We start from the raw sequence: 16,591 nt of genomic DNA on the forward strand, positions 1-16,591 counted from the left end.
ACAGTTTTCACAAACTCCTTCAAGAAAAGAAAGAATTTTTAAAATTTATACAAAACACTTGATTCCCCGAAAAATTTAAATTATTATAAAACAAATGTTACCAACAACTTCATAAATCAAACACTCTCGCCTAAAACGTGAGATAGAGGTTGCGATACTTATGATTATTCTAATGGAGACACAGAGATGTCTATGAAATTAGATGAAAGGAAGTATTGCCGAAATCGATAATTTTCTCTGCATTTATCGATTGGGGCTGTTTTCGAATAGAAACAGAACTGTCATATGTACAGAAGTGTATGTATGAAGAGCTATCTACAAAAAAGAGATATCATTTTTATGGTATTCCTTTTTTGGCGGTTTTTTTATTAGCTCCGTTTTCTGTTTCCCTTTTCCTGTAACAGCACCATCCTCACTTATTTGAGATGGTGTTTTTTGTTTTTCTCTGGTAACTACAGGAATATTGGGATCTATATATGTCCTAATCTATTCTTAAAAATGGATGAAAGAAGGAATTCGTAATGGAAACGATTGTACAAAAATTTGGTGGCACTTCTGTTGGAAGCGTTGAGCGCATTCAACATGTAGCAAATTTAATTATTGAAGAATATGAACGAGGACATAGCATCGTCTCTGTCGTTTCAGCAATGGGAAAAAGCACAGATGAACTCGTAGCACTTGCTAACGCGATTTCAGAAAATCCGAGTAAACGCGAAATGGATATGCTTCTATCAACAGGAGAGCAAGTGACTATTTCATTATTAACGATGGCACTACAAGCAAAAGGCTATAACGCAATTTCATTAACTGGATGGCAAGCTGGTATTACGACAGAATCTGTACATAGTAGTGCACGGATTACTGAAATTCATACAGATCGAATTCAGTCTTATCTTACTGAAGGCACGATTGTTATTGTAGCTGGCTTCCAAGGAATCAGCGAAAACCATGAAATTACAACGCTTGGCCGCGGTGGTTCTGATACAACTGCTGTTGCATTAGCTGCTGCACTGAAAGCAAAAAAATGTGATATTTACACGGATGTGACCGGTGTATATACGACGGACCCACGAGTTGTAAAAGATGCTTATAAATTAGATGAAATTTCTTATGACGAAATGCTAGAACTAGCAAACCTCGGTGCTGGTGTATTACACCCGCGTGCTGTTGAGTTTGCTAAAAATCATAATGTCATGTTAGAAGTTCGCTCAAGTATGGAACAAGAAAACGGAACAATTGTAAAAGGAGAATGTAACATGGAACAACAATCAATCGTTAAAGGTATTGCATTTGAAGATAATATTACACGCGTCACAATGAAAGGATTGGAACAAGGTGCACTTTCAACAGTTTTCTCTACATTGGCAACAGCACATATTAATGTAGATATCATCATTCAAAGTATTACAAATGAAGGAACTGTTCACCTCTCCTTCTCAATCCATTCTAATGATTTAAAAGAAACATTAGAGGTATTGGAACAAAATCAAGAAACACTTCACTATGAATCTGTAGAATATGAAAATCATTTAGCAAAAGTATCCATTGTAGGATCTGGTATGGTCTCTAATCCAGGAGTTGCTGCGAATATGTTCACTACTTTAAAAGAAGAAGATATTCATATTAAAATGGTAAGTACATCAGAAATTAAAGTATCTGTCGTTATTGACCGCCTTCATTTAGTAACAGGTGTTGAGGCGCTGCATCAATCATTTATGGCAAAAATTGAGCCTTTAGTGCAGATGAGTTAATTTCCACTAGTAACACTTAAAACAAATTATATGAATCTATTTTCTTCCTATATAAATAGAAACAGGGTAGGACTGTTTTGTGGGAAAGTCGAAGTTATTCTATCGAATAGCAATTACAGTATCAAATTCTTGAAACTACTTGAACATAATAGCATTCACGAAATAAAGTTCATGCGTATCTCAGTAGTAGAAGGTTTTCGAAGTGTTGTTCGTTAACAAGATGTTATATACTATACCTGAAAACACCTTGTCACATTTCCCTACACTGTGACAAGGTGTTTTTTATTTAGAAGAGATTTTAGTATAATTATGGGGAGAATTAAATAATAAATTTATACATATAAGGAGATAAAGACTATGGCAAACAACAGATTACTAAGAATGGACAATGTCAGCATCGTTGTAGAATCCCTTGATAACGCAATATCTTTCTTCGAAGAGATTGGATTAAAACTCGAAGGGCGAGCTACTGTCGAAGGTGAATGGGCTGGTCGCGTAACCGGACTCGGTTCTCAGTGCGTGGAGATTGCTATGATGGTGACCCCAGATGGCCATAGCCGAATTGAACTTTCTCGATTTCTCACACCATCTACTATAGCAGATCACCGGACAGCTCCTGTAAACACCCTCGGTTATTTGCGCGTCATGTTCACTGTCGAAGACATTGACGAAATGGTATCGAGACTGATTAAGCATGGTGCTCAACTCGTTGGCGAAGTAGTTCAGTACGAGAACTCATATCGACTCTGCTACATTCGTGGAACCGAAGGAATTTTAATCGGTTTAGCGGAACAACTCGGTAACAAGTAAGTAATGTTTTATAAGAAGTCTTTACTGAAATAAAAATATTTAAAAGAACTTCTTGATTAATAAAACTTAGATTTTCAACCCCGTCCTAGCTTTAAAACGGGGTTATACTTGTTTGAGCTTTTTAACATACTATCAACATCCCGAAATCATTATAAAACAATTCAATTACTTGTTATACTCTTTCCTAAGAAATATAACTAGCTCTTCTCACTTTTTATCATATATATCTTTTCTTTTAAAAAACGATCTGAACTCATTCAAAATAACTTTCTTCACGTCAGAGTAAAAAACCATCATGAATAGTGCTATTCCTAATAAGATCTCTTGCATTCCTTCATAATCAACGAAAGCACTCACAATTAGCAAACCAAACCCAATATAAAAACCAAACTCATTCTCTTTCTCAAAATACTCATCTTCATCAATATGTATTTTCTCTTTTAAATTTCGGTTCCCTTTTATTAACTCATCGAGCGTAACATTATACATTTCGCTAAGCAAAATTAAATTATCAATATCCGGACAGCTTTTATCATGTTCCCATTTATACACAGCTTGCCTTGTCACACCAATTTTTTTAGCAACATCTTCTTGTGAAAATCCTTTTGATTCTCTTAATTTTTTAAGTTGTTGTCCTAAGCTCATAACGTCCCCTCCTTTAACAAATTATTACATAATAGGAGATAAAAAAGAAAGAAACTATTGGTAAAATTCACTGTAAACCATTCGTTTACACAATAAAAAAGAGAGAATAACTCTTTGAGTTATCCTCTCTCTTCTATTAAAACAGATGAATGTTTTCCTTCTTGCAAGCTTCACGTAAATCGTCAGGCCATACAGAAGATTGAACTTCACCGATATGTGCTTTTCGTAAGAAGTACATGCACATTCTAGATTGTCCAATACCACCGCCAATTGTTAATGGTAGTACGTCTTCTAAAATACCTTTATGGAAATCATACTCACGTTTGAAGTCTTCACCTGTTTTCGTTAACTGCTCATCAAGTGATTTACTATCAACACGAATTCCCATTGATGATAATTCGAATGAAGATTGTAATACTGGGTGCCAGAATAAAATGTCACCGTTTAATTTCCAATCATCATAATCAGCTGCGCGTCCATCATGCTTTTCACCTGAACGAAGTGCATCACCAATTCCGATAATGAATACTGCACCATGCTCTTTCGCAATTGCATGTTCACGATCTTTCGGTGTTAATTCTGGATATTTATCTTCTAGTTCTTGGGAAGTGATGAAAACAATTTCTTCTGGTAAATACTTTCCAAGGAACGGATACTTTTCAAATAAGTGGTCTTCTAAATCTTTGAATATTCCATAAATTGTTTGTACTGTTTTTTGTAAGTAGTCTACAGTACGCCATTCTTTTTGAACGATTTTTTCCCAATCCCATTGGTCAACGTAAATGGAATGTGTTGCATCAAGTTCTTCATCACGACGAATCGCGTTCATGTTTGTATATAAACCTTCACCAGCTTCATATCCGTATTCATGTAATGCGAATCTTTTCCACTTCGCTAGTGAGTGAACAATTTCTAATTCTTCTCCTGAATGTAACATATCAAATTCAATTGGGCGTTCTACACCGTTTAAGTGATCGTTTAATCCTGATTTTTTCGTTACGAATAATGGTGCAGATACGCGGAATAGTTCAAGGCGTTTTGCTAATTGATCCTCGAAAAATGTTTTAACTTCCTTAATTGCGATTTGAGTCTCTCTTACTGTCATTAATGATTGATACATGGTGGTTTCCTCCTAAAATGTTTGGATGTTGTGAAAAGAAGCCAACAAAAAAAGCCCTTCTTTCCCAAAAAACTGGGACGAAAGACTTTGGTTCCGCGGTACCACCCAAATTAGCAACAGAGGTTGCTCACTTATAAAATACGGAGATGAAATATCTCGATACTGTTCTTCTTGTAACGGCGAAGTTCCCGGCTAAGTCTACTTTCCTGTAAAGGATTTCGGTTAGCAACTCCAGGAGGTTCTTCATAATAGGCTTCGTATCAGGCTCACACCACCCCTGACTCGCTTAGACTACATCCTACTACTACTCGTCCTTTCATAGTCGTTTTGTTGTCACATCTCTGAAACATTTTATTAATGATTATTCTATACAAAAAATAAAGAAAGTCAACAAAAATTTAAAAATATTTTTCAATTCTTTATTTTACGGCTTTATTGATTGTTTTCAATATAACATCTTCACTTCTTTTGCCTTGTCAATCCAAAAAACGTTTCACTAACCGAGACTAACATATACACAACAAGTAATGTAATCGTTCGAAATATAGAATCCGCAGTATTTCGTATTATTTTCATTTTCTTTGTAATTCCTTTCAGTTTACTTGCAAATTCATGTTATACTATAGCATTCAAGCAGTTTATTTTTACTTAAAGTAATCATAGTCATTTATAAAGAGTATTTTCTAAATCATTGACTATTATCAAATAAGATTTTTATATAACGGAGTGATCATATGAGTAAAACGAAAGCAAAACCGAAAAAAGGTGTAGGGCAAGGTACAGGAAGTAAAGGATGGAATCGTTGGCAATCAAGTGCAAAGAAAAAGGCAGCTGCAAAGCCATACAAAAGTAAAGGTACAAAGAAGTAATTTAAATAACATTTGATTTCTTTACTTTGTACAAAACAAAATATAATTATTACAACAAAAAAGCTATGCACTCATACATTTGAAGGCATAGCTTTTTATATTAAATCATTAAAATATCTCGAATTTCTTCCTCCGTGATTGATGATAATTTCTCTTCTCCCGGCTCAATCACTTGAGCGATTAAATTTTTCTTACTCTCTTGCAGTTCATGCATTTTTTCCTCAATTGTTCCGTGGGCTACTAATTTTATAACTTGTACTGTATTTTTTTGTCCCATTCGATATGCTCTATCTGCTGCTTGTTGTTCAACAGCTGGATTCCACCATAAATCGTATAATATAACCGTATCGGCACCCGTTAAGTTAAGACCCGTACCACCAGCTTTTAAAGAAATGAGAAATAGATCCCCTTCCCCCTCGTTAAATCGATTACATAGCTCTACACGTTCTTGTGATGGTGTACTCCCGTCTAAATAAAAGTATGGAATCGCTTGACGATTTAACTCACGACCAATAATAGACAGCATCTTCGTAAATTGAGAAAAGATTAAAATTCTCTTACCAGTACTTCTACATTCCTCTAGTATCTCTAACAGTTGTTCAAATTTAGCTGAACTCCCCTTATAATCATCAACGAATAAAGCCGGATGATTACAAATTTGTCGCAGTCTCGTTAAACCAGCTAAAATTCTAATTTTATTTTTACGTAACGTATCTTTATCTAAATGTTTTAACGTTTCTTCTCTTAACTTCGCTAAATAAGCAGCATAAAGCCTCTTTTGATCTGGTAATAACTCCGATGACTGTAAGTGCTCTATTTTATCTGGAAGCTCCTGTAATACGTCTTCTTTTAATCGTCTTAATACGAAAGGTTTAATGCGCTTCGCTATATCTTCGCGCCTTAAATCACCGAATTCTTTTCTTCCTGGTAATAATTCCGGAAATACGACATGGAAGATAGACCATAACTCTTCTAATGAATTTTCGACAGGCGTTCCCGTTAGTCCGAAACTATACTCAGCTTGAATCGTTTTTACCGCTCTTGCAGTTTGCGTTGTAGGATTTTTAAACGCCTGTGCTTCATCAAGAAACAGTGTATGAAATGGCCTTGCATACGATCTTATATCTCTTCTCAGTAATGGATATGACGTAATTACGACATCAAATTCCGCTATATCTTTTAAGATTTTTCGCCGCTCTGTTTGATTTCCATCTGCAATCACTGCTCTAATATGCGGAGCGAATTTTTTCAATTCACTTAACCAATTATAAACAAGAGATGACGGAGAAACGACTAATATAGGCAGCTTCTTCTCTCTAATTTCAGGCAAAACAGAATCTATAAAAGCAATACTTTGCAGCGTTTTTCCAAGCCCCATATCGTCTGCTAAAATACCACCAAAACGGTAATGGGCAAGTGTTTTCATCCACTCGAATCCGTATACTTGATACTCTCTCATTACAGCATGTAAAGTTTGCGGCACTGTAAACTTTAATTTTTTCGGATTTTGAATACTTTCAACTAAATCTTGCACAGATTCATCTAAACTTAAAACATTACCTTCGTGAAGTCCACTCATCCATTTCACACTCCGAATAAGCGGAACATTCACTTCTTCCCCGTGTAAAAATTCTTTTCGAATACCCGATTCTTTTACAAACTGATTAATTTCATTAAACTCTTTGCTCTCTAGTGATAATAAAGAACCATTCGCTAATCGGTAATATTTGCGTTTCTCTTCAAGAGCGACTAATACACCTTTAATTTCTGCTTCCGGTATTCCTTTTATATCAAAACGAAATGATAACCAATCAATTCTTTCTTTTCTTCTCACTCTAATAAGTGGTGCTGTATCCCCTTTATGAATACGTAATTTAATTGCTGTCGTCGCATAAATATCAACTAATCCTTTTAACGACGGAACGACGTGATATAAAAAGTTATACTCCGCCTCTTCATTATGCATAAAGTAACCGCCTTCTGTTTTCGCAAAGGCACTTTCACTCATAACGTCTAAAATCTCTTTTTCCTTTTTCTCATCACGATTAAAAACAGACGGCTGTCCGTCTTCTTCTAACGGATTGATCATGACGTTTCCATAATGAAATTCAAGACCTGCTAACAAACGATTTTTCACACGATCTAAATACAGTTTTGCTTTTAGCGACGGCGTTTCAACACGATCTGATATTACTTTATCAATTCGTACCGTTCCAAGTTTCATTAATCCTGGCACAACTTTCGCTACAAAATGTTCCATCTTACTTTCAGGAATATAAAACTGATTGCTATTTGAGCGATTCATCATCTTTTGCAATTCAATAAGTCGCATACAATCTTCCATAGGTAAATGATATAATTTCCCATCGTAAAGAGCGTTGTTATACATTTCCATAACTTGAACACGATTTAGGCCGTCTATATGAAGTGTGAATCCACCATTATTTCCTTTCGTAAACTCAAAATGTAATGGCAATAAACCGTTTGAAATTTGTAAGCCCTGAAACTGTTGTTCATTTTGTTTCAGTTGTACATACTCAACTTTAGAAAGTGAAGAGAGCATATCTTTCCACGAAGCTGGCGGTATGAATATCATACTTTCATCTTGTTTCGCATGTACTTCTAGTGCATCTTCATACATTTTTTCGTTATGATATATTTTAATGAGTTGTTGTATAATCGCGTCCGTTTCTTGTTTAAAACTATGTACATCTGGCGTGTATGTAAATTCATTGGAACAATGAAAAGTCTCTCTTTTCTTCACTTTAGAAAGAAATTCTCTAATCTGATTTATAAAATATGTTTTCGCAAGTTTTAACTGAATTCCAAGAAGGGCCCCACCGCTTTTCGTTGCTACTGGTGAACAGATAAACGCCACATCTAATATTTCACGTGTATCAAAACGGTGTTGTTTACTTTTGGGCCTCAGTGGTTTTTCTGCAAACAACTGAAACATCCCGTTTGTTAATTGATCACTTCTGCTACTAACAGAGCCCATGCCACCCGTTTGCTGATTATAATTTATTTGTATTAGTACGGCTGCAACATGTTGACAGTACGTTTGAAAAGACGCTAATGAAGGACAACTGCATCTCGCAACTACATCACCTTTTTTAGCTTTTTCTACTGTAACATGAAAATCTTCATTCCCTTTTACCGTCGCCTCACAAATTTCTTTCGTTTCATCATAATGATTCACAATTACTTTATTTGCTTTATAATAAGCTTCGCCTCTTTTATATGAGGTCTCTCCGCATACTTCTTTTATAATCGATTTATTTAATGTAAAGCTCATTGTTTTGACACTTCCTTAATGTAAAACCATTTTCTCTTACTTAACATTTTACATGCTCAACGAGAAAATATAAAATATAGATTTAACAAAAAAAGGTACTTATTTATAAGCACCTTCTTCACTCTATCTCCATCAACCGTTTCGCTTCAAAATACAGCACCTGAATAAATTTCTTCGTATTAATTCGTATATGGCCAGAAGTTGCTACTTCATCCTTTGTCATTTCTGTCATCCGCTTTCTAACTACAGTGAAATCAAAAAACTTCGGAGCATAACTTTCAAATTTCGGATTTGAAAAGTCTGTCAGTCCAAGGGAAGCTAAATGATTCAAGGATTGATAAATTGCTCTTCTTACACGTTGTTCAGATGCTTTTCTCTCCTTATCTATATCTGCATCCGAAGTTATATGATCTAATTTTTTTAATGTTATTTGGTGAAAGATATCTTTTAAAGCAGGAAATCCAAATTCAAATGTTTGCGCCTTTTCTTGTCCATATAAATATTCCAGCATACTAAGTAAATCTTTACTTCCGTTCTCTCCCGCAATACCGAGTTCTGCTAGTAAGAAGCGTCCTGAATCTGATATCTTTTTTCCTTCTTGCACTGTTTCACTACGCATTTGCGGCTTTTCCCACTGAAACACATTATTTAATGATTTTTGAATGTCATATATAGAACGTTCCAAACGAATACGCTCTATCACTTTTCGTACAACAGATACTACTTCTATTTTGTTTAGTGGTTTCGTAATATAATATTCCACACCAAGTGTATACGCCTCACCAATGAGCTGTTTCGATTCAACTTGGGAAATCATAATAATTTTCCCAGAAAACGAAGATGCTATATGGCGAACTGTTTCAATGCCATCTCTCATCGGCATTAGTAAATCAATAAATAAAATATCTACTTTTTTATAATTTAGCTGTTCTGCTTCAATAAACGCTCCATCTTCCGATTCTCCAATTACTTCCCCAAGATCGCCATCCTCAATAATTTGCGAAAGCATCGAACGGAAAACTTCATCATCATCTACGATATAATAAAACAAACCTATTCCCCTTCCCGCTTTAAACTGCACTCCGGTAAACAAACGATAAACTTACACCCTTTTTCAGTTTCATTGTCTTCTAACCTTACTTCTCCGCCGAGCTCTGTAACCATTTCGTGTATGTAAGAAAGTCCAATACCTGTTGACGGTGTTCCTGTTTGATCATACTTGGAAGTAAACCCTGGCTTAAATACTAATTTCTTATACTTTTGTGCAATACCAGGGCCATCGTCAATTACTTCAAAGATTACATGTTGATCTCGTTTATATAACTTAATACGAATGAGACCTCTATCTTCAATTGCTTCCACTGCATTTGCAACTAAGTTATTAAAGATTGATAGCACTGTATACACGTGATATGCAGCGTGTTCACCTTCTATATGTTTAGAAAAACGTATATCTTTCCCTAGCATTTCAGCATATTTCTCATTTATTCTTACGATCATTTCTGTAAGCTCATGACCTTCTACATACTCAGCCACATTTTTATCTAATAACAGTTTAGATAACCCTGCAAAAATTCTTTGATTATCCTTTTTTATTTCATGTACTTCTCCCGCTATTTTCAATGCTATTTTACTGCTAGAATCATCGCTTGTCTGTAAATTCCGATATAGTTGATATGCTTCTTGTGTAATCAACTCTGCATTTTGTAACGTTTTTTTCAAGTGAACAGATTCTACATATAAATTTGAAAGGTGCATTAACATTTTTTCATTTTCTTTTCGGACTTGTGACTCTTTTAATTTCGTTTCATATAAAATCATCATATTTAAAAAGCCAAGTGCAAAGAAACTACGGAAAATAGCAATAATAATTAATTTATTCACTTCAGAAACTGTTATTGTTGTACCGAGCACTACCATATGATAAATCGCAAGTTCTGACATACTTGCGATAATTTCAATTGTAATTCCAAGGCACCCAATAACAATTGGTTTCTGATGAAACTTATTCACCCTAAAAAGTGAAAAAAGACTTCCATAAATAAAATAATAAAAGAACACAGCATAGCGCAAATAAAATGATTCTGTCATATGAAATGAACCTTGCATGATCCAATCAAGGCATACACGGAATAAAACGACACATATACCGACAAGAATACCTGCAGCCGCTGCTGGTATTCTTCTTAAAAATAGTAATAAAAAGAAGAAAAGCGGTGTCCCAAAGCTAACGCGAAACGTATCGTTAAAAGGATGAAAATTAAGCTCTCCAGCAATCGGAACAACAACCATTAATATAATTAAAAGGGATATATCTTTCTTCCATAATTGATTCCAATTCAAAGGTGCCACTTCCTATACTTTTTTCGACAATAAAAAAGTGAAAGCCCGCTTATTATAATAAACGGGCTTTATTTCTATATTCTAACCTTTTCTACCGCTTTTATTTGGCGGTACTCCGGCTCCCATATTGCTTCTTTCACTGCAATCTTGATATCGTTATCACTTAAGTTCTCTCTAGCAACACCTTCTGCAACGGCAACTTTCGCTACTTCAATTGCAACCATTTCCGAGATATTACGTAACTCTTCAACTTCTGGTAAGATAGGTGCTCCTGGCTGACTTGTATCTACCATGCTTGCAACTGCTTCAGCAGCTGCTGCAAACATTCCATCCGTCATGACGCTTGCACGTACGACAATTGTTCCAAGACCAAGTCCCGGGAAAATAAGTGCATTATTTGATTGTCCAATCACATACGTTACACCGTTGTATGTAACTGGTTCAAATGGACTTCCTGTTGCAACTAATGCTCTTCCTTCTGTCCACTCGATTAAATCAGCTGGTTTTGCTTCAGCAAGTGGCGTCGGATTCGACATTGGTAAAATGATTGGTCTTTCTACGTGAGAAGCCATTTCTTTAATAATCTCTTCTTTAAATGCACCTGCAACAGTTGATGTACCGATTAAAATTGTCGGTTTTACATGTTTCACAACTTCAGCAAGTCCGATCATATCATTTTTCTTCCACTCACTTACTTCCGCTTCTTTTCTTGCATATGGAATTTGGAAATCAAGAAGATCTTCCATATTATCTGTAACTAACCCGTTACGATCAATGCACCAGAAACGCTTATATGATTCTTCTTCTGATACGCCAACGCGGACCATTGCATCTCTAACTTGATCTGCGATACCGATTCCAGCCGTACCAGCACCAAACACAACAACGCGGTGTTCACTTAGTGGTACACCCGAAACTTTCACTGCCGATAACACAGCAGCAAGTGAAACTGCACCTGTACCTTGAATATCATCATTAAATGTACAAATATCATGACGATATTTATCTAAAATTTTTCGTGCATTTCGAGAGCTAAAGTCTTCCCAATGTAAAAGTGCTTTCGGGAATTGTTTATTCACTGCTTGTACAAATGTATCAATAAATTCATCGTAAGCTTCACCAGTTATACGAGGGTGACGATTTCCAATATAAAATGGATTGTTTAATAGTTCCTCACGATTTGTACCCACATCTAAAATTACCGGTAATACACGGCTAGGATCGATACCAACTGCGGCCGTATAAACAGCTAATTTCCCGATTGCGATGTTTATACCACCAACACCCCAGTCACCAATTCCAAGTATGCCTTCTCCATCTGTTACAACGACTAAATCAATGTTTTCAGCTGTTGCACCGATATTGGCGAATGCTTCTTCGATACCCGACGGATCGTTAATTGATAAATACACACCACGCGGTTTACGGTATTCATGACTATACCTTTGAATTGCTACACCGACTGTTGGTGTATATACAATTGGTAACATTTCACGTAAGTGATTTGTTAATATACGATAAAATAATACTTCATTTCGATCATGTAACGCTGTTAAATATACGTTCTTTAATAAATCATCCGGCTGAGAACAAAATTGTTCATACGCTCGGCGTGCTTGTTCTTCTAATGTTAAAACTGCTGGCGGTAATAACCCTTTTAAACCTAATTCTTCTCTCTCTTCTTGCGTGAAAGCGACCCCTTTATTTAAAAGTGGTGTCGATAATACTTCTACTCCTCTTAATGTCGTTTCTAATGAACCATTAGAAGCTACTGTAAACTTACTCATAACATCCCTACCTCTATTCATATATAGCATTTCTATATTGTAAACAAAAAAGAGGGGATTGTCCCCCCTCTTCTTTTAATTTTTCTTTAAAAGAGTTGCTCCTGCAATCCCTGGGTGCGTCATTTCGAATGGATCTAGAATTAACTCTAAGTCTTCTTGTGACAGTACACCGTTTTTCACACAAAGTTCTCGAACGGATTGACCTGTTGCAATTGCTTCTTTCGCAACGCGAGCTGCTGCTTCATAACCGATATGAGGGTTCACGGCTGTAATAATTCCTACACTCTTCTCAACATACTCTTTTAAGCGATCTTCATTCGCTTCAATTCCTTTTAAGCAATTATCTGTAAAGGCACGGAAACCGTTATTCATAATGCTAATAGATTGAAGTAAGTTGAAAACAAGTACTGGTTCCATAACGTTTAATTCTAATTGTCCTGCTTCTGAAGCAAGGCAAATTGTATGGTCGTTACCAATTACTTGGAACGCAATTTGATTAATTACTTCTGGCATAACAGGGTTTACTTTCCCTGGCATAATAGATGAACCTGGTTGACGAGCAGGCAACATAATTTCCGCTAAGCCAACACGTGGACCTGATGCCATTAAGCGAAGGTCATTCGCAATTTTAGACATATTCATCATACATACTTTTAGTGCTGCTGATACTTCTGTGTATGCATCCGTATTTTGCGTTGCATCTACTAAGTCTTCTGCACCAACAAGTGGCAGTTCACTAATTGTAGCTAAATGTTTTACAACTGCTTCAATATATTCTGGATCTGCATTTAAGCCTGTACCAACTGCAGTTGCTCCCATATTTACTTCATATAGATGTTGACGTGATTGCTTGATACGTTTCATATCACGTTCAAGTACGCGAGAATACGCTTTAAATTCTTGTCCAAGACGAATTGGCACAGCGTCTTGTAAATGTGTACGACCCATTTTAATAACATGATCGAACTGCTCTGCTTTTAATTCAAATACATCGTGCATATAACCCATCGTTTGTAATAAGCCTTCTAATGCATTTAATGTTGCAATATGAATCGCCGTTGGGAATGCATCGTTTGTTGATTGCGCCATGTTTACATGACTATTTGGACTAATATAATGATAGTCTCCCTTTTCCATTCCTAATAATTCAAGAGCACGATTGGCCATGACTTCATTTGCATTCATATTCATTGAAGTACCTGCTCCGCCTTGGATTGGATCTACGATGAAATGATCATGCCATTTTCCATCAAGAATTTCTTGAGCGGCTTCTGCGATCGCGCCGCCCTTGTTCAATTCCAATCTTCCTACATCTGTATTAGCAAGCGCTGCAGCCTTTTTTACAATTGCGAATGCTTTAATTAAGCCTTCATGGATTTTGTATCCTGTAATTGGGAAGTTTTCTACTGCACGCATTGTTTGTACGCCGTAGTACGCATAGTTTGGCACTTCTTTTTCACCTAAAAAATCTTTTTCAATTCGAACACCATTTTTAACTTCAGTTAATGTTGCCATGATTATTCACTCCTTAACGATTTCTTATGCTGCTTTTGTTTCTTTGACTGTTTCTACATATTGTTTTGCTTTCTCATTATCGAATTCGCCTTCCCACTTCGACATAACAATGGCCGCTAATGCATTTCCTAATACATTGACAGATGAGCGAATCATATCTAAAATGCGGTCAATTCCCGCAATTAACGCGATACCTTCTAGTGGTAATCCCATTGAACCTAACGTTGCTAATACAACAACGAACGATGCACCTGGAACTCCCGCCATACCCTTGGATGTTAACATGAGAACGAATAATAACGTAATTTGCTCTGTCAGTGACATGTGCACACCGTACATTTGTGCAACAAACAATGCCGCTAACGCTTGATAAATAGCCGATCCAGTCAAGTTGAATGTATAACCTGTCGGAATAACGAAAGAGGCAACTGCCTTTGGACAACCGAACTCTTCCATTTTTCTCATTATATTAGGTAAAACAGCTTCTGAACTTGCTGTCGTAAATGAAAGAATAAGTTCTTCTTTTAAAATTTTCATTAATGTAAAAATGTTTACGCCAACCATTCGTGCATTAATACCTAATACAATCACAACGAATAGTATAACAGTTACGTATACAGCTAGCACTAGTTTTCCTAAAGGAAGTAGTGTTGCTACACCAAATTTTGCAACCGTAACTGCAATTAATGCGAATACACCAAATGGTGCAAATTTCATAACTTGATTTGTAACCCAAAACATCGCTTCGAGTACACCTTCAAAGAAGTTAAAGACGGGCTTTCCTTTGTCTCCAATTGCCGCAACTCCTAAACCGAATAATACTGAGAAGAAAATAATCGGTAATAAGTCACCTTGTGCAATCGATTCAAATACGTTTTTCGGTACAATATGAACAATTGTCTCAGCAAAACCTTTCTTCTCTGTAGCATCTGCTGTTTGTTTATAAGAAGAAATATCACTTTGCTGTAAGTTACTCATATCAACGCCAGTACCTGGTTGGAATATATTCGCCGCAAGTAATCCCATTAAAATAGCAATCGTCGTAATAATTTCGAAATAAAGAATTGTCTTACCGCCCAGTTTCCCAAGCTTCTTCATATCTCCTACACCAGCTACCGCAACAATTAATGCTGAAATAACAATTGGTACTACAATCATTTTAATTAAGTGAATAAATATATCCCCAATTGGTGTGATATAAGAAATCGCCGTTTTATTGCCATAAAAGATTGCCCCTACTACAATCCCTAAAACAAGCGCGACAAAAATTTGTGTTGCCAATCCGAATTTTTTCATTTATGTTCATCCCCTTCATGCGAACGCTTTCATTTCGTATTTATAAAAGCTTACTCACACATCTTATAGGCGAACCTACAAAATCATACAAAAACCTACAAGTTCGTCACAAAAAATTCGAAAATTTTTCTTTTCTTTTTCATTGACACCTTTTCATTAAAAAGAAATAAAATATACTTGATAAGTAATCAGATTGTTTCGTATAATCAAAAAGATATATACTTACAACAAATCGAAATGAAAAGGAGTGGATGATATGAAAAATTATGTACAAAAATTCGTCTTATCTTCTTCTTTTCTTTTTCATTTTCTAAAAAAGGAACAAAGGCATTTGCCTTTGTTCCTTTTTTATTGCGATCTATATAGGGGGAATTGTTATGAGGCCATATAAACGTGTCTTAATTAAATTAAGCGGCGGTGCACTTGCCGATCAAACCGGAAATAGCTTTAACTCCAAAAGATTAGAACATATCGCAAACGAGATTTTATCCATTGTTGATTTAGGTATCGAGGTATCTATTGTCATCGGAGGCGGTAACATTTTCAGAGGCCATTTAGCTGAAGAATGGGGAATTGATCGTGTAGAAGCGGATAATATCGGTACGTTAGGTACAATTATCAACAGTCTAATGCTACGCGGCGTTTTAACAAGTAAAACAAATAAAGAAGTACGCGTTATGACTTCCATCCCGTTTAATGCTGTAGCTGAACCATATATCCGCCTACGCGCAGTACATCATTTAGATAACGGTTATATCATTATCTTTGGAGGTGGTAACGGGCAACCATTTGTTACGACAGATTATCCAAGTGTCCAAAGAGCCATTGAAATGAATAGTGACGCTATATTAGTCGCAAAACAAGGAGTAGATGGCGTCTTTACTAGTGATCCAAAACATAATAAATCAGCAAAAATGTACAGAAAACTAAACTATAACGACATCGTTAGGCAAAACATACAAGTAATGGATCAAGCCGCTTTATTACTTGCCCGTGATTATAATTTGCCAGCACACGTCTTTAACTTTGATGAGCCTGGAGTTATGAAAAGAATTTGCTTAGGTGAGCATGTGGGGACATTGATTAATGATGATGCTTCATTGCTTATGCATGAAAACTAATGATTTCTCATTAAAAAGGGTGTCTATAAAAGACACCCT

General features: G+C 35.9%; 12 protein-coding genes, 1 riboswitch and 1 other annotated feature. Of the genes, 4 read left to right on the forward strand and 8 right to left on the reverse strand.

All coding sequences use genetic code 11. From position 1 onward, the window contains the following. Positions 1-135 precede the first annotated feature (135 nt). Positions 136-322: riboswitch (Lysine riboswitch) on the forward strand. 199 nt (positions 323-521) lie between these two features. Beyond that, positions 522-1,751 (forward strand): aspartate kinase, encoded by a 1,230-nt coding sequence (locus DN393_RS27390; RefSeq protein ID WP_064476466.1) that lies wholly within the window; start codon positions 522-524, stop codon positions 1,749-1,751. Positions 1,752-2,108: 357 nt separating this feature from the next. Then, positions 2,109-2,561, forward strand: coding sequence for a VOC family protein (locus DN393_RS27395; RefSeq protein WP_064476467.1), 453 nt, complete (start codon positions 2,109-2,111; stop codon positions 2,559-2,561). A 207-nt stretch (positions 2,562-2,768) separates the two neighbouring features. Here DN393_RS27395 and DN393_RS27400 read toward each other — a convergent pair whose 3' ends face one another. Further along, on the reverse strand, positions 2,769-3,206 hold the full coding sequence (locus DN393_RS27400; RefSeq protein ID WP_064476468.1) for a helix-turn-helix domain-containing protein: 438 nt from the start codon (positions 3,204-3,206) through the stop codon (positions 2,769-2,771). Positions 3,207-3,342: 136 nt separating this feature from the next. Further along, positions 3,343-4,326: an aspartate--ammonia ligase gene (gene asnA / locus DN393_RS27405; RefSeq protein ID WP_061676615.1), complete on the reverse strand. Its 984-nt coding sequence runs from the start codon at positions 4,324-4,326 to the stop codon at positions 3,343-3,345. A 70-nt stretch (positions 4,327-4,396) separates the two neighbouring features. Further along, positions 4,397-4,655: a binding site (T-box leader), on the reverse strand. Positions 4,656-5,060: 405 nt separating this feature from the next. Between asnA and DN393_RS27410 the strand changes: the two genes are divergently transcribed. Continuing rightward, positions 5,061-5,195 carry a DUF3934 domain-containing protein gene (locus tag DN393_RS27410; RefSeq protein ID WP_000047588.1) on the forward strand — a complete coding sequence of 45 codons (135 nt, stop codon included), beginning with the start codon at positions 5,061-5,063 and terminating at the stop codon, positions 5,193-5,195. Between the two features lie 100 nt (positions 5,196-5,295). Here the strand turns inward: DN393_RS27410 and DN393_RS27415 are convergent, their stop codons facing one another. The 6 genes from DN393_RS27415 to DN393_RS27440 all read right to left on the reverse strand — a co-directional run bounded on the left by DN393_RS27415 (position 5,296) and on the right by DN393_RS27440 (position 15,431). After that, positions 5,296-8,490, reverse strand: coding sequence for a DEAD/DEAH box helicase (locus tag DN393_RS27415; protein WP_149174126.1), 3,195 nt, complete (start codon positions 8,488-8,490; stop codon positions 5,296-5,298). A 118-nt stretch (positions 8,491-8,608) separates the two neighbouring features. Beyond that, positions 8,609-9,541, reverse strand: coding sequence for a response regulator (locus DN393_RS27420; RefSeq protein WP_064476470.1), 933 nt, complete (start codon positions 9,539-9,541; stop codon positions 8,609-8,611). A 2-nt stretch (positions 9,542-9,543) separates the two neighbouring features. Further along, positions 9,544-10,842 carry a sensor histidine kinase gene (locus tag DN393_RS27425; RefSeq protein WP_081257374.1) on the reverse strand — a complete coding sequence of 433 codons (1,299 nt, stop codon included), beginning with the start codon at positions 10,840-10,842 and terminating at the stop codon, positions 9,544-9,546. A 65-nt stretch (positions 10,843-10,907) separates the two neighbouring features. Next, a complete protein-coding gene (gene malS / locus DN393_RS27430) occupies positions 10,908-12,620 on the reverse strand; it encodes an oxaloacetate-decarboxylating malate dehydrogenase (protein ID WP_142289438.1) in 1,713 nt (570 codons plus the stop codon). A gap of 75 nt (positions 12,621-12,695) precedes the next feature. Continuing rightward, a complete protein-coding gene (gene aspA, locus DN393_RS27435; protein WP_000224183.1) occupies positions 12,696-14,135 on the reverse strand; it encodes an aspartate ammonia-lyase in 1,440 nt (479 codons plus the stop codon). 24 nt (positions 14,136-14,159) lie between these two features. Further along, positions 14,160-15,431, reverse strand: coding sequence for a cation:dicarboxylate symporter family transporter (locus tag DN393_RS27440; protein ID WP_000713278.1), 1,272 nt, complete (start codon positions 15,429-15,431; stop codon positions 14,160-14,162). Between the two features lie 377 nt (positions 15,432-15,808). Between DN393_RS27440 and pyrH the strand changes: the two genes are divergently transcribed. Next, positions 15,809-16,552: a UMP kinase gene (gene pyrH / locus DN393_RS27445; RefSeq protein ID WP_064476472.1), complete on the forward strand. Its 744-nt coding sequence runs from the start codon at positions 15,809-15,811 to the stop codon at positions 16,550-16,552. The last annotated feature ends 39 nt before the right edge of the window (positions 16,553-16,591 follow it).

Source organism: Bacillus sp. BPN334 (assembly GCF_008368885.1).
Taxonomy (GTDB): Bacteria; Bacillota; Bacilli; order Bacillales; family Bacillaceae_G; genus Bacillus_A; species Bacillus_A wiedmannii.

Coding starts and splice junctions, on each gene's coding strand:
- DN393_RS27390 (WP_064476466.1), top strand. CDS start 522: ATGGAAACGATTGTACAAAAATTTGGTGGCACTTCTGTTGGAAGCGTT.
- DN393_RS27395 (WP_064476467.1), top strand. CDS start 2,109: ATGGCAAACAACAGATTACTAAGAATGGACAATGTCAGCATCGTTGTA.
- DN393_RS27400 (WP_064476468.1), bottom strand. CDS start 3,206: ATGAGCTTAGGACAACAACTTAAAAAATTAAGAGAATCAAAAGGATTT.
- asnA (WP_061676615.1), bottom strand. CDS start 4,326: ATGTATCAATCATTAATGACAGTAAGAGAGACTCAAATCGCAATTAAG.
- DN393_RS27410 (WP_000047588.1), top strand. CDS start 5,061: ATGAGTAAAACGAAAGCAAAACCGAAAAAAGGTGTAGGGCAAGGTACA.
- DN393_RS27415 (WP_149174126.1), bottom strand. CDS start 8,490: ATGAGCTTTACATTAAATAAATCGATTATAAAAGAAGTATGCGGAGAG.
- malS (WP_142289438.1), bottom strand. CDS start 12,620: ATGAGTAAGTTTACAGTAGCTTCTAATGGTTCATTAGAAACGACATTA.
- aspA (WP_000224183.1), bottom strand. CDS start 14,135: ATGGCAACATTAACTGAAGTTAAAAATGGTGTTCGAATTGAAAAAGAT.
- DN393_RS27440 (WP_000713278.1), bottom strand. CDS start 15,431: ATGAAAAAATTCGGATTGGCAACACAAATTTTTGTCGCGCTTGTTTTA.
- pyrH (WP_064476472.1), top strand. CDS start 15,809: ATGAGGCCATATAAACGTGTCTTAATTAAATTAAGCGGCGGTGCACTT.